Source organism: Corynebacterium halotolerans YIM 70093 = DSM 44683 (assembly GCF_000341345.1).
GTDB classification, from domain to species: domain Bacteria; phylum Actinomycetota; class Actinomycetes; order Mycobacteriales; family Mycobacteriaceae; genus Corynebacterium; species Corynebacterium halotolerans.
In genome coordinates this window covers 390,561-408,302 of sequence record NC_020302.1, presented here as the reverse complement: position 1 = coordinate 408,302, position 17,742 = coordinate 390,561, and the positions used below count along the sequence as shown (strand labels likewise).

Annotated in this window: 15 protein-coding genes; 10 read left to right on the top strand and 5 right to left on the bottom strand. The window is 69.2% G+C overall.

Going from position 1 to position 17,742, the window contains the following annotated elements; all coding sequences use genetic code 11:
* The first annotated feature begins 85 nt into the window (after positions 1 to 85).
* The 9 genes from A605_RS01905 (at position 86) to A605_RS01865 (ending at position 10,858) form a co-directional block, all read left to right on the top strand.
* Entirely contained in the window at positions 86 to 1,192 is a 1,107-nt protein-coding gene (locus tag A605_RS01905; RefSeq protein ID WP_027004212.1) for an alpha/beta hydrolase, read from the top strand.
* Between the two features lie 184 nt (positions 1,193 to 1,376).
* Positions 1,377 to 2,477, top strand: a complete 1,101-nt coding sequence (locus A605_RS01900; protein WP_015399813.1) for an alpha/beta hydrolase — start codon at positions 1,377 to 1,379, stop codon at positions 2,475 to 2,477.
* A gap of 187 nt (positions 2,478 to 2,664) precedes the next feature.
* Complete coding sequence (locus A605_RS01895; protein WP_015399812.1) at positions 2,665 to 3,789, top strand: alpha/beta hydrolase; 1,125 nt, start codon at positions 2,665 to 2,667, stop codon at positions 3,787 to 3,789.
* Positions 3,790 to 3,888: 99 nt separating this feature from the next.
* Positions 3,889 to 5,913 carry a prolyl oligopeptidase family serine peptidase gene (locus A605_RS01890; protein WP_015399811.1) on the top strand — a complete coding sequence of 675 codons (2,025 nt, stop codon included), beginning with the start codon at positions 3,889 to 3,891 and terminating at the stop codon, positions 5,911 to 5,913.
* Positions 5,914 to 6,266: 353 nt separating this feature from the next.
* Positions 6,267 to 7,643, top strand: coding sequence for a M1 family metallopeptidase (locus A605_RS01885; protein ID WP_015399810.1), 1,377 nt, complete (start codon positions 6,267 to 6,269; stop codon positions 7,641 to 7,643).
* Positions 7,640 to 8,854, top strand: a complete 1,215-nt coding sequence (locus tag A605_RS01880) for a polysaccharide biosynthesis protein (RefSeq protein ID WP_015399809.1) — start codon at positions 7,640 to 7,642, stop codon at positions 8,852 to 8,854. Before A605_RS01885 ends, A605_RS01880 begins: the two co-directional genes overlap by 4 nt.
* A 12-nt stretch (positions 8,855 to 8,866) precedes the next feature.
* Positions 8,867 to 9,706 carry a glycosyltransferase gene (locus A605_RS01875; RefSeq protein WP_015399808.1) on the top strand — a complete coding sequence of 280 codons (840 nt, stop codon included), beginning with the start codon at positions 8,867 to 8,869 and terminating at the stop codon, positions 9,704 to 9,706.
* Between the two features lie 18 nt (positions 9,707 to 9,724).
* A complete protein-coding gene (locus tag A605_RS01870; RefSeq protein ID WP_015399807.1) occupies positions 9,725 to 10,447 on the top strand; it encodes a glycosyltransferase family 2 protein in 723 nt (240 codons plus the stop codon).
* Complete coding sequence (locus A605_RS01865) at positions 10,448 to 10,858, top strand: DUF2304 domain-containing protein (RefSeq protein WP_015399806.1); 411 nt, start codon at positions 10,448 to 10,450, stop codon at positions 10,856 to 10,858.
* Between the two features lie 30 nt (positions 10,859 to 10,888).
* Here A605_RS01865 and A605_RS01860 read toward each other — a convergent pair whose 3' ends face one another.
* From A605_RS01860 to A605_RS01850, 3 genes are read right to left on the bottom strand one after another with little or no spacing between them, the layout of a single operon-like run.
* Positions 10,889 to 11,827, bottom strand: coding sequence for an NAD-dependent epimerase/dehydratase family protein (locus A605_RS01860; protein WP_015399805.1), 939 nt, complete (start codon positions 11,825 to 11,827; stop codon positions 10,889 to 10,891).
* Positions 11,828 to 11,879: 52 nt separating this feature from the next.
* Positions 11,880 to 12,509, bottom strand: coding sequence for an MBL fold metallo-hydrolase (locus tag A605_RS01855; RefSeq protein WP_015399804.1), 630 nt, complete (start codon positions 12,507 to 12,509; stop codon positions 11,880 to 11,882).
* Complete coding sequence (locus A605_RS01850) at positions 12,509 to 13,615, bottom strand: S-(hydroxymethyl)mycothiol dehydrogenase (protein WP_015399803.1); 1,107 nt, start codon at positions 13,613 to 13,615, stop codon at positions 12,509 to 12,511. Before A605_RS01850 ends, A605_RS01855 begins: the two co-directional genes overlap by 1 nt.
* Before the next feature lie 182 nt (positions 13,616 to 13,797).
* Here A605_RS01850 and A605_RS01845 point away from each other — a divergent pair, with 182 nt between their 5' ends.
* A complete protein-coding gene (locus tag A605_RS01845; RefSeq protein WP_015399802.1) occupies positions 13,798 to 14,481 on the top strand; it encodes an 8-oxoguanine DNA glycosylase OGG fold protein in 684 nt (227 codons plus the stop codon).
* 25 nt (positions 14,482 to 14,506) lie between these two features.
* Here the strand turns inward: A605_RS01845 and A605_RS01840 are convergent, their stop codons facing one another.
* Positions 14,507 to 16,522: a glycoside hydrolase family 3 protein gene (locus tag A605_RS01840; RefSeq protein WP_015399801.1), complete on the bottom strand. Its 2,016-nt coding sequence runs from the start codon at positions 16,520 to 16,522 to the stop codon at positions 14,507 to 14,509.
* Between the two features lie 141 nt (positions 16,523 to 16,663).
* Positions 16,664 to 17,521 carry a GDSL-type esterase/lipase family protein gene (locus tag A605_RS01835; protein ID WP_015399800.1) on the bottom strand — a complete coding sequence of 286 codons (858 nt, stop codon included), beginning with the start codon at positions 17,519 to 17,521 and terminating at the stop codon, positions 16,664 to 16,666.
* Between the last annotated feature and the right edge of the window lie 221 nt (positions 17,522 to 17,742).

Here is a 17,742-nt window from a genome sequence, read left to right as displayed (position 1 = left end):
GCAATGCCCTCCCGCATTAACTTCGGGTGGGAACCCCGCCGCCCCGCCCCGGGACGGGGACCCGACCAGCAGGAAAGACTCCCCCATGACTCTTCGTCGTCGAATCCTCACAACCACGGCCGCGGTGGCGGCAGCCGTCGTCGCCGCGGGCGTCGGCACGCCCGCCCCGCTCGCCCCCGTGGCCGCCGCCGCCGAGCTCGCCCCCGCCGACGTCGCCGGCGACACCCCGCAGGCCACCATCTCGGAGGACGTCCCGCCGCTGACGGACGAGTCCCCGTACTGGCGGCACGCCGTGGCCGGGGCCGGCGACCACGTGAAGGAGCTGGCGGCCTGGTCGCCGTCGATGGAGCGCACCGTGCCGCTGGCGGTGATCCTCGCCGAGCCGGGCGCGCCCACCCTCTACCTGCTCAACGGCGCCGACGGCGGTGAGGGCGGGGCGAACTGGATTCAGCAGTCCAACGTCCTGGACTTCTACGCCGACAAGAACGTCAACGTGGTCATCCCCATGGCCGGGGCCTTCTCCTACTACACCGACTGGCTCGAGGAGATCCCGGAGCTCGGCGGAAAGCAGCGGTGGGAGACCTTCCTGACGAAGGAGCTGCCCGGCCCGGTCGAGGAGTACCTGGGCGCTGGCCCGGAGCGCGGAATCGCCGGCATGTCCATGTCCGCGACGTCGTCGCTGCTGCTGGCCCAGCACAACCCGGGCTTCTACGACGCCGTCGGCTCCTTCTCCGGCTGCGCCTCCACCACCGCCCCCGTGCCACGCCTGTACGCGGCCATCACCGTCGCCCGCGGCGGCGGCACCGTCGACCAGATGTGGGGGCCGGCGGACACCGCCCACGCCCGCCACCACGACGCGCTGCTCAACGCCGGGAAACTGCGCGGCACCGAGCTCTACATCTCCAACGGCTCCGGGCTGGCCGGGCACTGGGACATGCCCTCCTCCCCGCGGCTGGACGACTTCGACGAGGCGCAGATCTCCAACGCCGTGGCGACGACCGTGGGCGTCGGCGGCCTCATCGAGGCGGCGACCAACACCTGCACCCACGATCTGCGGGCCAAGCTGGATTCACTCGACATCCCCGCGGACTACAACTTCACCCCCACCGGCACCCACTCCTGGGGCTACTGGGAGGACGCGCTCGTCGACTCCTGGCCCACCTTCGCCCGCGCCTTCGGGCGGCAGGGGTGACCCTGCGGGCATTGCCGCACACAAACGGGGGTGAACAGTTAACATCATTCCCAGCCGACACGATGTTTCCCTTGAGCGAGCAGCAGTCCGACGGCGACGACCGGTCGGCAGCCGCCGACCCGCCCTGCCCGCCGGGACCATCCACCCCCGGCGGTGATCGACCCCACGACCAGGAAGCCACAGCATGAAGATCCTCCGCAGCCTCGCAGTCCCCCTCGCGGCGCTCTCCCTCGCAGCCGGCGCCATCGCCGCGCCCGTCGCCGGAGCGTCCGAGGTCAGTCCGGCCGACGTCGCCCAGGGCGCCGAACTGGCCACCATCACCCAGCCGGAGTCCCCGAACAGGCAGGTCGCCTCCCGCGACTGGTACCAGAAGACGAAGGACAACGACCGGGTCGTGCACCTGCAGGCGTACTCCCCGTCGATGGGCCGCGAGATCCCGATCGCCGTGATCACCCCGGAGGACAACTCCACGCCGCGCCCCACCCTGTACATGCTCAACGGTGCCGGCGGCGCCGAGCAGAACATGGACTGGATCTCCATGTCGCCGATTCTGGACGTCTACGAGGACAAGAACGTCAACGTGGTCATCCCGATGGAGGGCGCGTTCTCCTACTACACCGACTGGCGCGAGACCCCGGGCACCGGCTACCTCGACAACTCCCAGCTGTGGGAGACCTTCCTCACCAAGGAGCTGCCCGGCCCGCTCGAGGAGTACCTCGGCGCCAGCCACGAGCGCGGCATCGCCGGCATGTCCATGTCCGCGACCTCCGCGCTGCTGCTGGCCGAGCACAACCCCGGCTTCTACGACGCCGTCGGCTCCTACTCCGGCTGCGCCGCCACCTCCGACCCCGTCTCCCGCCTGATGGCCGAGCTGACCGTCAACCGCGGCGGCGGCACCGTGGACCAGATGTGGGGCCCGATGGGGGATCCGAACACCTACCACAACGACGCGCTGATCAACGCCGAGGGCCTGCGTGGCAGCGAGGTCTACGTCTCCAACGCCTCGGGCCTGGCCGGCGCCACCGACCTGCCGGGCTACTACATCGAGCGGGGCATTGACCCGTCCGCCGCCTCCTCCGGCGCCGCCACCCTGATCATTGAGGGCGGCATCATCGAGGCGGCGACCAACACCTGCACCCACAACCTCAAGGCGAAGATGGACTCCCTGGACATCCCGGCGGACTGGAACTTCCGTCCCACCGGCACCCACTCCTGGACCTACTGGAACCAGGACCTCTGGGACTCCTGGCCGACCTTCGACCGCGCCTTCACCACCGACGAGTAGGCGGCGGCAGCGCCTCCCGCGGCGCCCCGGGAAAGTGGCACGGACTGATGATCCGTGCCACTTTCTTTTATCTCCGTTTGATAACGCGGACAGGTTGCGTGACGATGAAAGCTATGCATGTTCCCGGCCGGCGTCCCCGGACCCGCACATGCCCCTGAAGCTCCCCCAGCCAGAGTTAGTTGAGATCATGAAACCTGTTCGTAGCGTCATCCCCACCCTCGCCGCCCTCGCCCTCACCGGCGGGATCCTCGCCGCCCCGGTCGCCGGGGCCGCGGAGCTGACGCCCACCGACGTCAACGGTGGCGTCCCGGTGTCCACCATCTCGCAGATGACCGCGCCGGTCACCGAGAACTCGCCCGAGTGGCGCACCGTCGCCCGCGAGTGGGTGGCGGAGAACCCGGCGGCCCGCGAGGGCCGGATTGAGGAGCTCAACGTCTACTCGCCGTCCATGGGCCGCGACATCCCGGTCGCCGTGATCCACGCGGCCGACAAGTCGACGCTCCGCCCGACGCTCTACATGCTCAACGGCGCCGGCGGCGCCGAGCAGGACAACGACTGGATCACCCTCTCGCCGATCCTGGATCTCTACGAGGACAAGAACGTCAACCTCGTCATCCCGATGGAGGGCGCATTCTCCTACTACACCGACTGGCTGGAGACCCCGGGCACCGGCTACCTGAAGGAACCGCAGATGTGGGAGACCTTCCTGACCAAGGAGCTGCCCGGCCCGATCGAGGAGCACCTCGGCGCCAGCAACGAGCGCGGCATCGCCGGCTTCTCCATGTCGGCGACCTCCTCGCTGCTGCTGGCCGAGCACAACCAGGGCTTCTACGACACCGTCGGCTCCTTCTCCGGCTGCGCGCTGACCTCCTACCCGCTGGAGTACGAGTACCTGCGCCTGACCACCAACCGCGGCGGCGGCGAACCGGAGCAGATGTGGGGACCGCAGGGCAGCCCCTACAACGTCTACAACGACGCCCTGGTCAACGCCGAGAACCTGCGGGGCACCGAGCTCTACATCTCCAACGGCTCCGGCCTGGCCGGCGAGACGGATCTGCCGGGCCACTACACCAGGCAGGGCGCTGACCCGCTCGTCGCCTCCGTCAACTCGGCGATCCTCCAGATCGAGGGCGGGGTCATCGAGGCCGGCACCAACGCCTGCACCCACCACCTGAAGGCGAAGCTGGATTCGCTCGACATCCCGGCCGACTACAACTTCCGCCCCGTGGGCACCCACTCCTGGCCCTACTGGCGCGCGGACCTCGCCCAGTCCTGGGAGACCTTCGACCGGGCCTTCACCACCGACGAGTAACCCCGCCCACTCCCCCGCCAACGGCACCGTCCCCTGTGGCCGGTGCCGTTTTCGCGTGCCCGGCCTCCGCGGATGCGTGCCACGTAGACTTCCGGGGATATGACCTACCACGACAGTAATGACATAGACCCCGCCCTGCTGGAAACCATCGACGACCCGCAGGCCCTGACCTGGGCGGAACGCTGGTCCGACGCCACCGAGGCGGGCGTCGACAAGCACGTGGGGCGCGCCGACCTGCGAGGGCGCATCCTCGCCGCCCTCGACGTCGACGACCGCATCCCCTTCGTCGTCCGCCGCGGCGGCCACCTCTACAACTTCTGGCGCGACGCCGGCCACCCCCGCGGGCTGTGGCGGCGCACGACGCTCGAGTCCTATCTCACGGACGACATCGACTGGGAGGTGCTCCTCGACGTCGACGCCCTCGCGGAGTCGGAGGACGAGAGCTGGGTGTGGAAGGGTGCGCACGTGCGCACCCCGGACAACGACCGCGCACTGGTGCGGCTGTCCCGCGGCGGGGCCGACGCCACCGTGGTGCGCGAGTTCGACCTGGGCAGCGGGACCTTCGTGGCTGAGTCGCCCTTCGAACTGCCGGAGGCGAAGTCCGACGTCAGCTGGCTCGACCTCGACACCGTGCTCGTGGGCACCGACACCGGCGAGGGTTCGCTGACCACCTCCGGCTACCCGGCGCGCGTGCACCGCTGGCACCGCGGCGAGGCCGTCGAGACCTCCGAGGTGTTCACCACCGGCTCGCGTGACGACGTCGCCGTGGGCGCCGGCGCCGACCGCACGCCCGGCTTCGAGCGGATCATCGCCTCCCGGGCGCTGGACTTCTACCGCTCGCGGGTGGCCGTCGACACCGGCGGCGGACTGCAGTCGATCGAGGTGCCCGAGGACTGCGAGGTGGCCCTGCAGCGGCAGTGGCTGTTCGTCCTGCCGCGCACGGAATTCGCCGGCATCCCCGCCGGCGGGCTCGGCGTGATCGAACTCGACCGCTTCCTCGCCGGAGAGCGCGATGTGCGTGCCGTGTTCGAGCCCACGGAGCACACCTCGCTGCAGTCGCTGGCGTTCACCGAGCGGAAGATGGTGCTCACCCTGCTCACCGATGTCGCGACCGAGCTACGGGTCGTGGAGCTGTCGGAGCCGACCGGCGAGCAGCGGGCCATCGAACTGCCCGAGCTGGTCACCGCCGGGGTGGTCGCCACCAGCCCGCTCGACGGTGACGAGGTCTGGTTGACCACCTCCTCCTTCACCGAACCGACGACGCTGTACCGGCTGGACCTCGCCGAGTCCCTGGTACCGTCGCCCGTGAAGCGGGCACGCGCGATGTTCGACGCCGACGGTCTCGAGACCCGGCAGCACTGGGCGACCTCCGCCGACGGCACGAAGATCCCCTACTTCATCACCGGTCGCTTCGAGCTTGGCCCGCGCCCGACGCTGGTCGGCGGCTACGGCGGTTTCGAGGTCTCCCTGACGCCCGGCTACTCCGCGGTCCGCGGCCTGTCCTGGCTGGAGCGCGGCAACTTCTTCGTCCAGCCCAATCTGCGCGGCGGCGGGGAATTCGGCCCCGACTGGCACTCCCAGGTGGTCAAGACCAACCGGCACAAGGTGTGGGAGGACCATCAGGCGGTGCTTGCCGACGTCGTGGAGCGCGGCTACTGCGCACCCGCACAGATCGGCATCCGGGGCGGCTCCAACGGTGGGCTGCTGACCTCAGGGGCGCTGACGAAATACCCCTCGGACTTCGGCGCGGCCGTCGTCCAGGTGCCGCTGACCGACATGCTGCGCTACCACACCTGGTCGGCCGGGGCCTCCTGGATGGCCGAGTACGGCGACCCCTCCGTGGCGGAGGAGCGCGCGGCCATCGAGACCTGGTCGCCGCTGCACAACGTGGTCGACCATGGGGTGCGGCCCTACCCGCCGGCCCTGGTCACCACCTCGACCCGCGACGACCGGGTCCACCCCGCGCACGCCCGGCTGTTCGCCCTGGCGCTGGCGAAGGTCGGGCAGCCGGTCGACTACTTCGAGAACACCGAGGGCGGCCACGCCGGCGCGGCCGACAACAAGCAGGTGGCGCGTGTTGAGTCGCTGATCTACACCTGGCTGATCGAGCAGCTGGAGCGGTAGGCGGGGTAAGGGTCTGCGGTTTATTTCGGGGGTTCGGGGGTTCGGGGGTTCCTTCGAGCACACGGCCGGGGTTTCGCCGGGCTGAATTCCGGGTGAGTGTGTGGAGAAGCAGACACCTGCGCTCCCCACCGCACCTTTCTCCACACACCCACGCCGACCCCGCGCCGAAACCCTCCCGACCGTGTGGAGAAGCAGACACCTGCGCTCCCCACCGCACCTTTCTCCACACGCCCACGCCGACCCCGCGCCGAAACCCTCCCGACCGTGTGGAGAAGCAGGCCCCACTTCCGGAACCACTGGTCGGCGCCCTCGCCACCGGCTCCACCCGCCAACGCGGGTAACATCAGTTCCCGATGTTTAGAAGGCTGCGTTCCACCCCGATCCCCGGCACCCGTGACGAGTACACCGGCGTCGACTTCAATCTCGGTTTCCACGTCCGGAGCTACACCCTGGATCTGGCCTACCGCGTCGGCCCCAACCACCTGTCCGGCACGGCGGTCCTGCAGCTGGACAACTGGAAGTCGCTGAAGGCCATGACCCTCGACCTGGCGGGGTCGCTGAAGGTCAGCAAGGTCACCGCCGCGGGTTCCGGCGGGTTCACTCCCCGGGTAGCCAGGTTCCGGCAGTCCGACAACAAGCTGCGACTGACCTTCGCCGAGGAGATTCCGGTCGACAGCGAGTTCCAGCTGCAGATCCGTTACGCCGGCTCACCCCGTCCGCTCCGCACGGCCTGGGGCGAGATCGGCTGGGAGGAACTCGAGAATGGCGCACTCGTGGCCTCGCAGCCGAATGGGGCGCCCAGCTGGTTCCCCTGCGACGACACCCCGGACGAGAAGGCCCGCTACGAGATCAGCGTGTCCGCGGACAACCCCTACGTGGTCATCGCCAACGGTGAACTCGTCGGCAGGCAGGCCGCCGGCTCCCGCACCACCTGGCACTACCGGGCCGATTTCCCCATGGCCAGCTATCTCGCCACGGTGCAGGTCGGCGAGTACCAGCAGCTCGACCTGAGCGGCGAGGGCCAGGTCCCGGTCCGCGCCTGGGCGCCGCCGGAGCTGAAGGACCTGGTTCGCGACGAGTTCGCCGATCAGTCGGCCATGCTCGAGCTGTACTCGCGGCTGTTCGGCCCCTACCCCTTCCCCGCCTACACGGTCGTGGTCACCGAGGACGAGCTGGAGATCCCCCTCGAGGCCCAGGGGCTGTCCATCTTCGGGTCCAACCACGCCGAGGGAGACCACGCCTGGGAGCGGCTGATCGCCCATGAGCTGTCGCACCAGTGGTTCGGTAACTCGCTGGGCCTGGCCCAGTGGAACGACATCTGGCTGAACGAGGGGTTCGCCTGCTACGCGGAGTGGCTGTGGTTCGAGCACTCCGCCGACCGCCCCGCCGCCGACTCCGCCCGCGAGTTCTACGACGAGCTCGCCGAGAAGCCCGAGGACCTGCTGCTGGGTGACCCGGGCCCGGAGGACATGTTCGACGACCGCGTGTACAAGCGCGGGGCGCTCACGGTGCACGCGCTGCGCTGCCTGCTTGGCGACGCCGCGTTCTTCGCGGTGCTGCGCCGCTACGTCGCCGCCGGGCGGCACGCCGTCGTGGAGCCGCGGGACCTCAAGCGCGAGGTCCTCGCCGAGGCGAACGCGCAGTCCGTCCCGCAGGAGGTCGTCGAGAAGCTCTGGGACGACTGGCTGTTCCAGCGCGAGCTGCCGGAGTTCCCGGAACCCCGGCGATGAGGTCCCTTTCCCTGGCGACGGTCTTCGCCGCACTGTCCGGCTTCGTCGTCATCTACATCGCCACCTGGGCGCTCGACGTCGAGCAGGCCGAGGAGTTCCAGGCCTATTGGGGCCTTTTCTTCGCCTGCACCGGATTCCTCGACGGCCTGATGCAGGAGACCACCCGCGGGGTCTCCGCCGCCCGCGAATCCGGCCGGCGGGGTGAGGGCAGGCCGTGGCGCCTGGGCGTCGTCCTGGCGTTCGGGGCGCTGCTCATCGTGGCGCTCACGGGCTTCTGGTGGATGCCGTTGCTGGTTACCGGCATCACCGGCTCCGCCACCGCGTTCATGGCGGTCGGGCTGGTCTCCTACACCTTCCAGGCGGTGCTCTCCGGAATCCTCTCCGGCTTGGGGCTGTGGACCCGCTACGCAGGGCTGATCGCCCTGGATTCGGGCGTGCGGCTCGCGCTGGCCGTCATCGCGTGGGCCGCCGGATGGGGCATGCCCGCCTTCATCCTCATCACGGTGATCGGGGCCGCCAGTTGGCTGGTCGTCCTCGCCTCCTCGGCGGAGGCCCGTCAGGCGGTGCGGGCCGGGGTCGACGTCGACCGCGCCCCCCTGGCCCGACGGGTGGGTTCCGCGATGCTGGCCACCGGCGCCTCGGCGGTGCTGATCACCGGTTTCCCCGTGTTCATCACGGCCACCACCGGCCCCGACGTGGACACCAACGTCACCGTCGCCGGCATCATCCTGGCGGTCACCCTGACCCGCGCCCCCATCCTCGTGCCGCTGCAACGCTTCCAGTCCGCGCTCATCGTCCGCTTCGTGGAGAAGCGCAGCAATCTGTACTCCGCCCTGGCCACTCCGGTGGCCGCGGTGCTCGGCCTCGGTGTGGTGGGTGGAGCCGCCGCCTGGCTGGTGGGCCCCTGGATCCTCGAAATCTTCTTCGATGAAGGCTACGAGGTCCCCGGTCTCATCCTCGCGGTGCTCACCTTCGCTTCTGCGTGCACGGGATCGCTGATGATCACCGGCATCGCCGCCCTGTCTGTCGAACGGCACCGCTCCTACGTCATCGGATGGATCATGGCCTCGGCGGTCGCGCTCGCTGTCCTGCTGCTTCCGCTACCTCTCGAGGGCCGCGTGTGCGTCGCGCTCATCATCGGCCCGCTGGCCGGGGGACTCGTCCATCTCGCCGCGCTGCGGGGAGCCGCCCGGGCCCAACTGACCCACTAGAATCTGGAGATCATGACCACGCTGGCCGCCCTCGTCACCGTCTACCACCGCATCGTCCCGGAAGAGCTGTCCGAGGCCCTCGAGTCGCTGGCAGCGCAGACCCGTCCGGCGGACGAGATCGTCATCGTCGAGGACGGGCCGGTCGGTGACCGGCTGCGCGCGGTGATCGACGCGTTCGTCGACAAGCGGCCGGAGGCGCGTACCGTCGTGCTCGCCCGCAACCAGGGTTCCGGGCCCGCGTCGGCGGCGGGCATGGCCACGATCACCAGTACCTTCGTGGCGCGTCTCGACGCCGACGACATCGCCGCCGCGGACCGTTTCGCGCGGCAGTTGGACTGGTTCGCCGCCCACCCCGAGTTGGATGTGCTAGGCACCTCCGTCACCGAGCTCAACAACGCCGCCGTCCGTGCCGGGGCAAGCCTGGAGGAGGCGGCCGGGAAGGTGCGTGCTCTCCCCGAGCACCACGACGCGATCACGCGGTACCTGCGTATCAACTCCCCGGTCAACCACCCGTCGGTGATGATGCGCACCGCCGCCGTCGTCGAAGCGGGCGGCTACCGCGACGTCCACCACATGGAGGACTACGACCTGTGGGCCCGTCTGCTCGCTGGCGGCGCGCGCTTCCACAACCTGTCCGAACCGCTGACCTATTTCCGTGTCAGCCCGGAGCAGTTCGCCCGCCGCACCGGAAAGGGCATGTTCGCCGCCGAGCGGCAGATGCAGCGCAACCTCGTGTCCTACGGGCTCATCTCGCGGCCGCGGGCGGTGGTCAACCTCGTCGTGCGCACCGCCTACCGGCTGTTGCCGGCAGGGCTGCTCACCCACGTCTACGGCAGGTTGTTCCACCGGTGAGCGCGTCCGGGGGATAGCATGAATGACATCATGGACGAGACCACCAGTGCCGCCGACAACCGGGACACCTGGCTGATCATCCCCTGCTACAACGAGGGACCGGTCATCCAGGACGTCATCGAGCACGCCCGCGCCACCTTCCCGAACATCGTCGCGGTCAACGACGGTTCCGCCGACGACTCGGCCGAACGCATCCACGCCGCCGGCGCCCACCTGGTCGACCACCCGGTCAACCTCGGACAGGGGGCCGCGCTGCAGACCGGCGTGGAGTACGCCCGGAAACAGCCCGGCGCGAAGTACTTCGTGACCTTCGACGCCGACGGTCAGCACCAGGTCAAGGACGTGCTGACGATGGTCGGCCGCCTGCGCACCGAACCCTACGACATCATCGTGGGCACCCGCTTCGGCCGCCCCCGTGCCGAGGACGACCAGGTGCCCTGGATCAAGCGTGTCGTGCTGAAGACCGTCGTGGCGCTGTCGCCGACCACCCGCAAGCTCGGGCTCTCGGACGCCCACAACGGGCTGCGCGCCTTCAACAAGAAGGTCGCCGACGAGATGGACATCCGCATGAACGGGATGTCCCACGCCTCCGAGATCGTCTCCATGATCGCCGACAAGGGTTGGCGCGTGGCGGAGGAGCCGGTGGACATCCTCTACACCGAATACTCGATGAGCAAGGGCCAGTCGCTCATCAACGGCGTCAACATCCTCGCCGACGGTCTGCTGGCAAGGAGGCTCTAAGTGACCGCCACGATCATTCAGCTGCTACTGCTCGTCGCCACCTTCGCGCTGGTGTTCTACTTCCTGAGCAACCGCCGCAAGGCCCGCGCGCGGGCCGGGGTGAAGCTCGGCTTCGTGCTGTTCGTCATCCTGGCGGTGTGGGCGGTGCTGCGCCCCAATGACCTGACGGTGGTCGCGAACTGGGTGGGCGTGGACCGCGGCACCGACCTGCTGCTGTATTTCCTGGTTATCGCCTTCTTCTTCACCACCATGTCCACGTGGTTCCGCTTCCGTGAGCTGGAGGTGCGCTACTCGCGTCTGGCGCGCGCCGTCGCCCTGCAGAACGCGGTCAAACCCGAACGCGACGACGCCGACACCGCCTCCGGCACGGACTCCGATTCCGCGGGCTCCACCGGTTCCACACAGCTCTGACAGATCCGGCCCCGCAGGGCCGGACCCCCGCTACGCCTCCCGGCGGAAATAGTCGACGGTCTGGGCCACACCCTCGGCGATCGGGGTCAGCGGCTCCCAGCCGAGGACCTCCCTCGCCCGTGCGTAGTCCAGGGCCGAGCGCGGCAGATCGCCCAGGCGGGCCGGGGCGTACTCCGGATCGTCGGCAGCACCGGCGGCCTCGGCCACCAGGGAATGCAGCTGCCGGTCACTCGTCTCCACAGCGGTGCCGATATTGAAACGCATCCCCCCGCCCTTCTCCCCCGACGCCAGGTAGAACGCGCGCACGACGTCACCGACGAAGACGTAGTCGCGGGTGTTCGACCCGTCGCCGAAGACCTTCGTCGGCTCACTGGCCAGCAGCCGCTGGCTGAAGATCGCCACCACCCCGGCCTCGCCGTGCGGGTCCTGGCGTGGACCGTAGACATTCGCCGGGGCGATGTGCGAGCAGTCCAGCCCGTACAGGTGACGGTAGGTGTTCAGGTACACCTCACCGGCGAACTTGGAGGCCGCGTACTGCGAATGGGGATCCACCGGGGTGTCCTCGCCGACCGGGAAGCCCTCCGGCTCGCCGTAGATCGCCCCACCGGAGGAGGTGTGGACGACCTTGCGCACCCCGTGTTTCCGGGCGGCCTCGGCCAGGCGGATGGTGGCCAGGATATTGGTCTGCGCGTCGTGCAGCGGATCGTCGACGGAGTTGCGCACGTCGATCTGCGCGGCGAGGTGGAAGATCACCTCGGGGGCGTGCTCGGCGACCAGGGCGTCGAAGTCGACGTCGAGCAGATCCGCCTCGATGAAGGTCAGCGTGCCGCCGGCCCGGGCGTTCTCCAGGTTGGTCAGCTTCCCGTGGGAGAGGTTGTCGACCACGACGACCTCATGGCCCTCACCGATGAGCAGATCAACCAGATGGGAGCCGATGAACCCGGCGCCGCCAGTGACAAGAGTTCGCATGCCGGTCACTCTAGCAGCGGCAACCGGGCTCCCGGTGAAGATCCGGGGCGGGTCAGTGGCCGCGCTTTATCCACTCCTCGAGGTGCGGGGCCTCGGCGCCGACGGTGGTGTGGTCGCCGTGGCCGGTACGCACGATCGTCTCGGCCGGCAGGTCGAGAACCGACTTCTGCAGGGACTCGATGATCGTATCGAAGGAGCTGTAGGACCGCCCCGTCGCGCCCGGTCCGCCCTGGAAGAGAGTGTCACCGGAGAACAACTCGCCCGCCTCCGGCAGGTACAGGCAGACCGAGCCCGGCGAGTGGCCGGGAGTGTTGAGCACCGTCATGTCGGTGCCGGCGATCTGGAAGACCTGGCCGTCGTGCATGGTCTCGTGCTCGACACCATGGTGGGTCTCGTCCCAGAGCATCTCGTCACCCGGGTGGAGCAGGATCGGGGCGTCGAGTTTCTCCGACAGCTCCGGGGCCACGGTGATGTGGTCGTTGTGCCCGTGGGTGAGCAGGATGCCCTTGACCTTGCGGTTTCCCACCTTCTCGATGATCGGGGCGGCGTCGTGGGCGGCGTCGATGACGTAGACCTCGGAGTCGTCGCCGACGATCCAGATGTTGTTGTCGACGTCCCACTCGCCGCCGTCGAGGGCGAACTTCCCGGAGGTCTCCACGTGGTCGATTCGCAGGCCCGCCATTACAGGATCACCACCGAACGCAGCACGTCGCCGGCCTTCATGGTGTCGAAGGCCTCCTCGACGTCGCCGAGGCCGATGCGCTCGGAGACGAACTTGTCCAGCGGGAAGCGGTCCTGCAGGTGCAGGTCCACGTAGAGCGGGAAGTCACGCTCCGGCAGGCAGTCGCCGTACCAGGCCGGGCGCAGGGAGCCGCCGCGGCCGTAGAAGTCGATGGCCGGGACGTCGATGCGCGAGGTCAGATTCGGCACGCCGACCATGACCATGCGGCCAGCGTGGTCGCGGGAGTAGAAGGCCTGCTGCCAGGTCGGCATGATGCCCACGGCGTCGATGGCCACGTCGGTGCCGAAGCCGTCGGTGATCTCGCGGACCTTGGCGACGACCTCGGAGTCCTCGCCCTCGCCGGAGAGCTGCGAGGAGTCGATGACGTGGGTGGCGCCGAACTCCTTCGCCCAGTCCAGCTTCTTCGGGTCGATGTCCACGGCGATGATGGTGGTCGCACCGGCGATCTTCGCGCCGGCGACAGCGGCCATCCCCACGCCACCGAGACCGAAGACGGCGACGGACTCGCCGCGCTTGACCTCACCAGTGTTGACGGCCGCGCCCAGGCCCGCCATGATGCCGCAGCCCAGCAGACCGGCGGCCGCCGGATCCTCGTCCGGGTTGACCTTGGTGCACTGGCCCTCGTGGACCAGGGTCTTCTCGGCGAAGGCTCCGATGCCCAGGGCCGGGGTCAGTTCGGTACCGTCGGTCAGGGTCATCTTCTTCGAGGCGTTGTGGGTGTTGAAGCAGTACTTCAGATCCCCCTTGCGGCAGGCGCGGCACTCGCCGCACACGGCACGCCAGTTCAGAACGACGAAGTCGCCGACCTCGACGTGGGTGACGTCGTCGCCGACGGTCTCGACGACGCCCGCGGCCTCGTGGCCCAGCAGGAAGGGGTACTCGTCGGCGATGTCGCCGTCGCGGTAGGCCAGGTCCGTGTGGCAGACGCCGCAGGCCTGGATCTTCACGATGACATCGTTGGAGCCCGGATCCGGGATGACGATGTCGGTCTGCTCTACCGGTGCTCCCTTTTCGCGGGAGATGATTCCGGTGACAGTTGTGCTCAAGGGGATACTCCTCATGTTTCACGGTGCGTTTTTGGCGGCATCCGCGAGCCTAACGAAAATCCGCCGACCCTGGCCTGCCATCTGACAGAAATAGCGCCGAACGGGGTTGAGGGCGGACGCCCCCGCCGAGGAGCGACTCTCACGACCCTGCACGCAAATGAGATCTCTGCCACACTTTGGGCATGAGTAACCCACTGACGCTCCCCCTCCCCGACCGCGTGACCGACTGGCTGAAAGGAAAGGACGGGTCCACGATCCGTGAGCATTCCGTCGCCGTGGACCTGCCCTGGCTGAAGGAACTGCTCGCCGCCCACGAGTTGAACTGCGACTTCCTCGGCGAGCGGATCTCCCGGGGCCAGCTCTTCACCCTCGCGGAGGAGGCCCGGGACTCCGCGGACAGGGCCCTCGACCTGCTGTGGAACACGCTCGCGTGGGGCGCGGATTCCACCAGGCAGGACGTCCGGGCAGACTTCCCCTTCATCATCGAGGCCGTGGCCGCCGAGCCCGACAGGAGAGCCGGGGACCTGATGCGGGCCGCGGAGTTGGCGGGCGACGACCCTGTGGGCGCGTTCCGCACCCTCAACGCGGGCCGGTCGAAGATCCCCCGGCTGGGCCCGGCCTTCTTCACGAAGTTCCTGTACTTCTCGGGGGCGGGCGCACCGTGGCATCCGAGCCTGATCATCGACAGGTTCGTCGCCGCCGAACTGCGGCACAGCGGGTGGGCGCACCCGGACCCGGCCAGGTTCGACGAGGTCGACTACGGCAGGTACACGGAGCTCGCGCACCGGTGGGCGGACGAGGCCGAGGTCCCGCGTATCGACCTCATCGAGCTGGCCCTGTTCTCCCTGAAGGGCGCCACCGCCTGAGCGCCTGACACCTGAGCGCCGCCGCTCAGAGCGTCAGTCCGTGCCCGTGGCCGTAGGAGACGCCCTCGCGGTCGAGGTAGGGGTAGGCGTCGCCGCAGAACTTGCCGGGCACGTCGCGGGGGGAATCCGCGACGACCTTGAAGGAGGCGGGCAGCGTCATCGGCAACCGGCCGGCCGGGCCGCCGTCCTGCCCGGCGAGCGAGGCCAGCAGGTTCTCCGGCGTGATCTCGAAGGTGGCCACCACCGCCTCGGCGGCCGGTTCGATCTCGCCGAGCAGCCACGGATTGGTGAGGTTGACCGCGAGAATCGTCGGCACGGTCTGCTCGATGTGCTGGATGCGGTCGACGTCGACGCCGTTGTCCCGCGGGTCGATCGACAGGGGCACGCCCTCGCGGTCGTCCTCGAACAGCGCGATCTCGGGCCGGGCCCATACGAGCGCGAGGTCGGCGTCCTCCGGGTGCTCGACCACCGTGGCGGTCGGCCACACCTTGGCGATCGCCGCCTCGAGTCGGCTCTGCACCTGGTCGCTGCGGGTGCGGCCGGTGACCAGCGCATGGATCCTCGGCGCGGACCCCAGGTCCAGGGGCAGCAGTTCCGCGTTGCCGCGCAGCAGGGTCACGGAGCGCCGCTGCGTGCGCCCGCCCAGTTCGGAGACGGTCTCGCCACCGATGACCGTCTCGGCGTCGTCGACGTCGACGTAGGGGTTCTCGAAGATGCCGAGCGAGAACATCTCGGTGAGCAGGCGTCGGCAGGCGCGGTCCAGAGCGGATTCCGCCAGCAGCCCCTCGTCGACGGCCGCGAGCAGGTCACGGGGGCTGGCCATGTCGGAGAAGAGGTCGGTGCCGGCCTGCACGGCGGCGGCGAAGCGCTCGGGTTTGGTGAGCTCCTCCACGCCCCACACCATGGCGTCGATGACGCCGGAGTCGGAGTTGACGTAGCCGGTGTGGCCGAGGTCCGTGCGCAGCAGTTCCCCGAGGAAGGTGGCGTTGTAGGCGAAGGCGACCTCCTCGAACTGGGTGGTCGGGCCCTGCCAGTACCGCTCGGGCAGCTGCGGCGCGGAGCTGTTCACGGGCCGGGCGTAGTAGGGCATGACCGAGCTGGCGCCGGCGTCGACGGCCGCCCGGAACGGCGGCAGGTGGTGGGTCGCCAGCGCGTCGTCGGTGGGGTACTCGTTGGTCTGGCCCCACTCGAAGTGCGGGTCGTGGCCGTCGAGGCGCACGCCGCCGCCCGGGAAGTGCTTGATGGTGGTGGCCACGGACTCCCCCGTCAGGACCATGCCCTGCATGCCGCGCACCACCGCGGTGATGTAGTCGGAGACCAGCTCCGGATCCTCGCCGAAGGTGCCGTTGAAGCGCGACCAGCGCGGCTCGGAGGCGACGTCGGCCATGTAGCCGTAGAGCTTGTGGATGCCCCCGGCGCGCCACTCCTTCGCGATCTCCCGGCCGAAGGTCTCGACCAGCTCCGGGTCCCGCAGCGCGGCCAGGCCGAGCTCGCCGGGCCACTCGGAGAAGACGCCGGCGGACTCGTTGACGCCGAACTGCGCGACGAGCGCGACGTGGTTGCGGGGGTTGGAGGCGAAGACGGCCGGGATACCCAACCGGGAGCGCTCCGCGACCTCCTGGACGGCGTTGGTCCAGGTGGCCAGGTCACGCGGGGCGAGGTTGTCGCGGACGATGAGGTAGCGCTGGTGGCGGGCGTTGACCGCGTTGTCCGTCGAGGAGGTCACCAGCACCGGTTCGGGGTAGGCCTGGCCGGTGATGGGGTTACGGTCGCGCCACACGTCGTGGCGGTTGAGGATCTCCCCCGGCTCCGGCTCGGGCAGGAACTCCGAGTAGCCCGGGTGGTGGGAGCCGATGACCATCAGCCCGGCCTTCTCGGGCACGGTCAGGCGGGCGACCAGGTCGGCGGCCCGCTCCGCCGCGGGGACGCGCCAGTCCTCGTAGGGGGCGAGCTGACCGTCGCCGTCGAGGTCACGGAACTCGAGTCCGTCGAGGTGGAGGATTCTTCCGGTGCGGCTGCCCAGCTTCGGCTGTGTGCTCATGTCGGCCCCTGTCCGTCGGCGTGGCGTGCCGCGGGCACGTCCCGACGGCGCGACGCGGGCGTCGGCAAGCGCTTGTCGACGCCGCGCCCCGCCCCGGACGCGCGGCACGGTTGCCCGCCACCCTACGCGCGGACCGGAGGGTCAGCTGGCGGCGATGACGTTCGCGACGTGCTCGTGGCCGCGGGCGTTGATGTGGATGGGCATGTTGCCCGGGCCGCCGTGGAAGTCGATGAGGCCCGCCCACATGCGGCGGTCGTCGGGGGCGCACATGCCGTTGTCGGCGGTGGATGGCTTCAGGTCGACGAACTCGGTGCCGGTGGCGTGCGCGAGGTCGTGCTGCATGTCCTGGGCCAGCCGCTCCCAGTAACCGACCCGCGGGAAGAAGGTGCGGTCGTGGATGTTGGCGCCGATGTGCGCCAGGCAGACGAAGTCACCGTCGGTGATGGTGGCGTAGCCGACGATCTGGATCCGGGCGTTCGGGGCGGCGGCCTTGATGCGCTCGATCTGCGGGGCCATCGCGTCGACGAAACGGGAGCGGACCTCGCCGACCGGGAGACTGTCGTTGTTGTAGGTGTCGTTGAAGCCGGTGGTCACGACGACGCGCTGGGTGGCCGGGGTCAGGCCGCCGGTGGCCAGGGCGCGGTCGACCTGGGCGGAGAACTGCGTGCCCGGCGAGATTGACGTGGTGCCCGGGCAGGAGTAGTCCCAGGCGGCCAGGTTCAGCTTGCGGGCCGCGCGGGCACCGAAGTTGTCCGGGGAGGTCGCGCAGTTCCCCACCGAACTCTCCGCGGAACCGGAGCTGCCCGAGGAGGTGCTCGAACCGAAGCGCTCGGCCAGGTACTCCAGGGACGGGGTGTCGGCGATGATCGAGTCGCCGAAGATCACCAGGTTGCGTTCCTGGGCGTCCGCGGGCGCGGACGCCGCGACCATCCCCGTGACGACGAGCAGGATTCCCGCCAGTAGCGTGGCCAGTCGGCGGCCGACACCGTGCAACAGCATGTCTTCTCCTTCAATGGACGGTTCTCTGACGCTCCCTGCCGGACGCGGTGGCCATCGACAGATGAGACCCTGGGGCTGATGGTACAGATGGTGCGGGAGTGATCAGGGTGATTTAATCAGTCTGGCGCAGACAGGCGGGAATGTCACTTCGGAATATCGTCAGGTAAGCCAAAACAGTTACATTCCCGATCTCCCCGAAACAGAGGACCGTTTCCGCCGGA

Bases quoted from the DNA above. Each gene is read 5' to 3' on its own strand.
- A605_RS01905 (WP_027004212.1), top strand. From the start codon at position 86: ATGACTCTTCGTCGTCGAATCCTCACAACCACGGCCGCGGTGGCGGCA.
- A605_RS01900 (WP_015399813.1), top strand. From the start codon at position 1,377: ATGAAGATCCTCCGCAGCCTCGCAGTCCCCCTCGCGGCGCTCTCCCTC.
- A605_RS01895 (WP_015399812.1), top strand. From the start codon at position 2,665: ATGAAACCTGTTCGTAGCGTCATCCCCACCCTCGCCGCCCTCGCCCTC.
- A605_RS01890 (WP_015399811.1), top strand. From the start codon at position 3,889: ATGACCTACCACGACAGTAATGACATAGACCCCGCCCTGCTGGAAACC.
- A605_RS01885 (WP_015399810.1), top strand. From the start codon at position 6,267: ATGTTTAGAAGGCTGCGTTCCACCCCGATCCCCGGCACCCGTGACGAG.
- A605_RS01880 (WP_015399809.1), top strand. From the start codon at position 7,640: ATGAGGTCCCTTTCCCTGGCGACGGTCTTCGCCGCACTGTCCGGCTTC.
- A605_RS01875 (WP_015399808.1), top strand. From the start codon at position 8,867: ATGACCACGCTGGCCGCCCTCGTCACCGTCTACCACCGCATCGTCCCG.
- A605_RS01870 (WP_015399807.1), top strand. From the start codon at position 9,725: ATGAATGACATCATGGACGAGACCACCAGTGCCGCCGACAACCGGGAC.
- A605_RS01860 (WP_015399805.1), bottom strand. From the start codon at position 11,827: ATGCGAACTCTTGTCACTGGCGGCGCCGGGTTCATCGGCTCCCATCTG.
- A605_RS01855 (WP_015399804.1), bottom strand. From the start codon at position 12,509: ATGGCGGGCCTGCGAATCGACCACGTGGAGACCTCCGGGAAGTTCGCC.
- A605_RS01845 (WP_015399802.1), top strand. From the start codon at position 13,798: ATGAGTAACCCACTGACGCTCCCCCTCCCCGACCGCGTGACCGACTGG.
- A605_RS01840 (WP_015399801.1), bottom strand. From the start codon at position 16,522: ATGAGCACACAGCCGAAGCTGGGCAGCCGCACCGGAAGAATCCTCCAC.
- A605_RS01835 (WP_015399800.1), bottom strand. From the start codon at position 17,521: ATGCTGTTGCACGGTGTCGGCCGCCGACTGGCCACGCTACTGGCGGGA.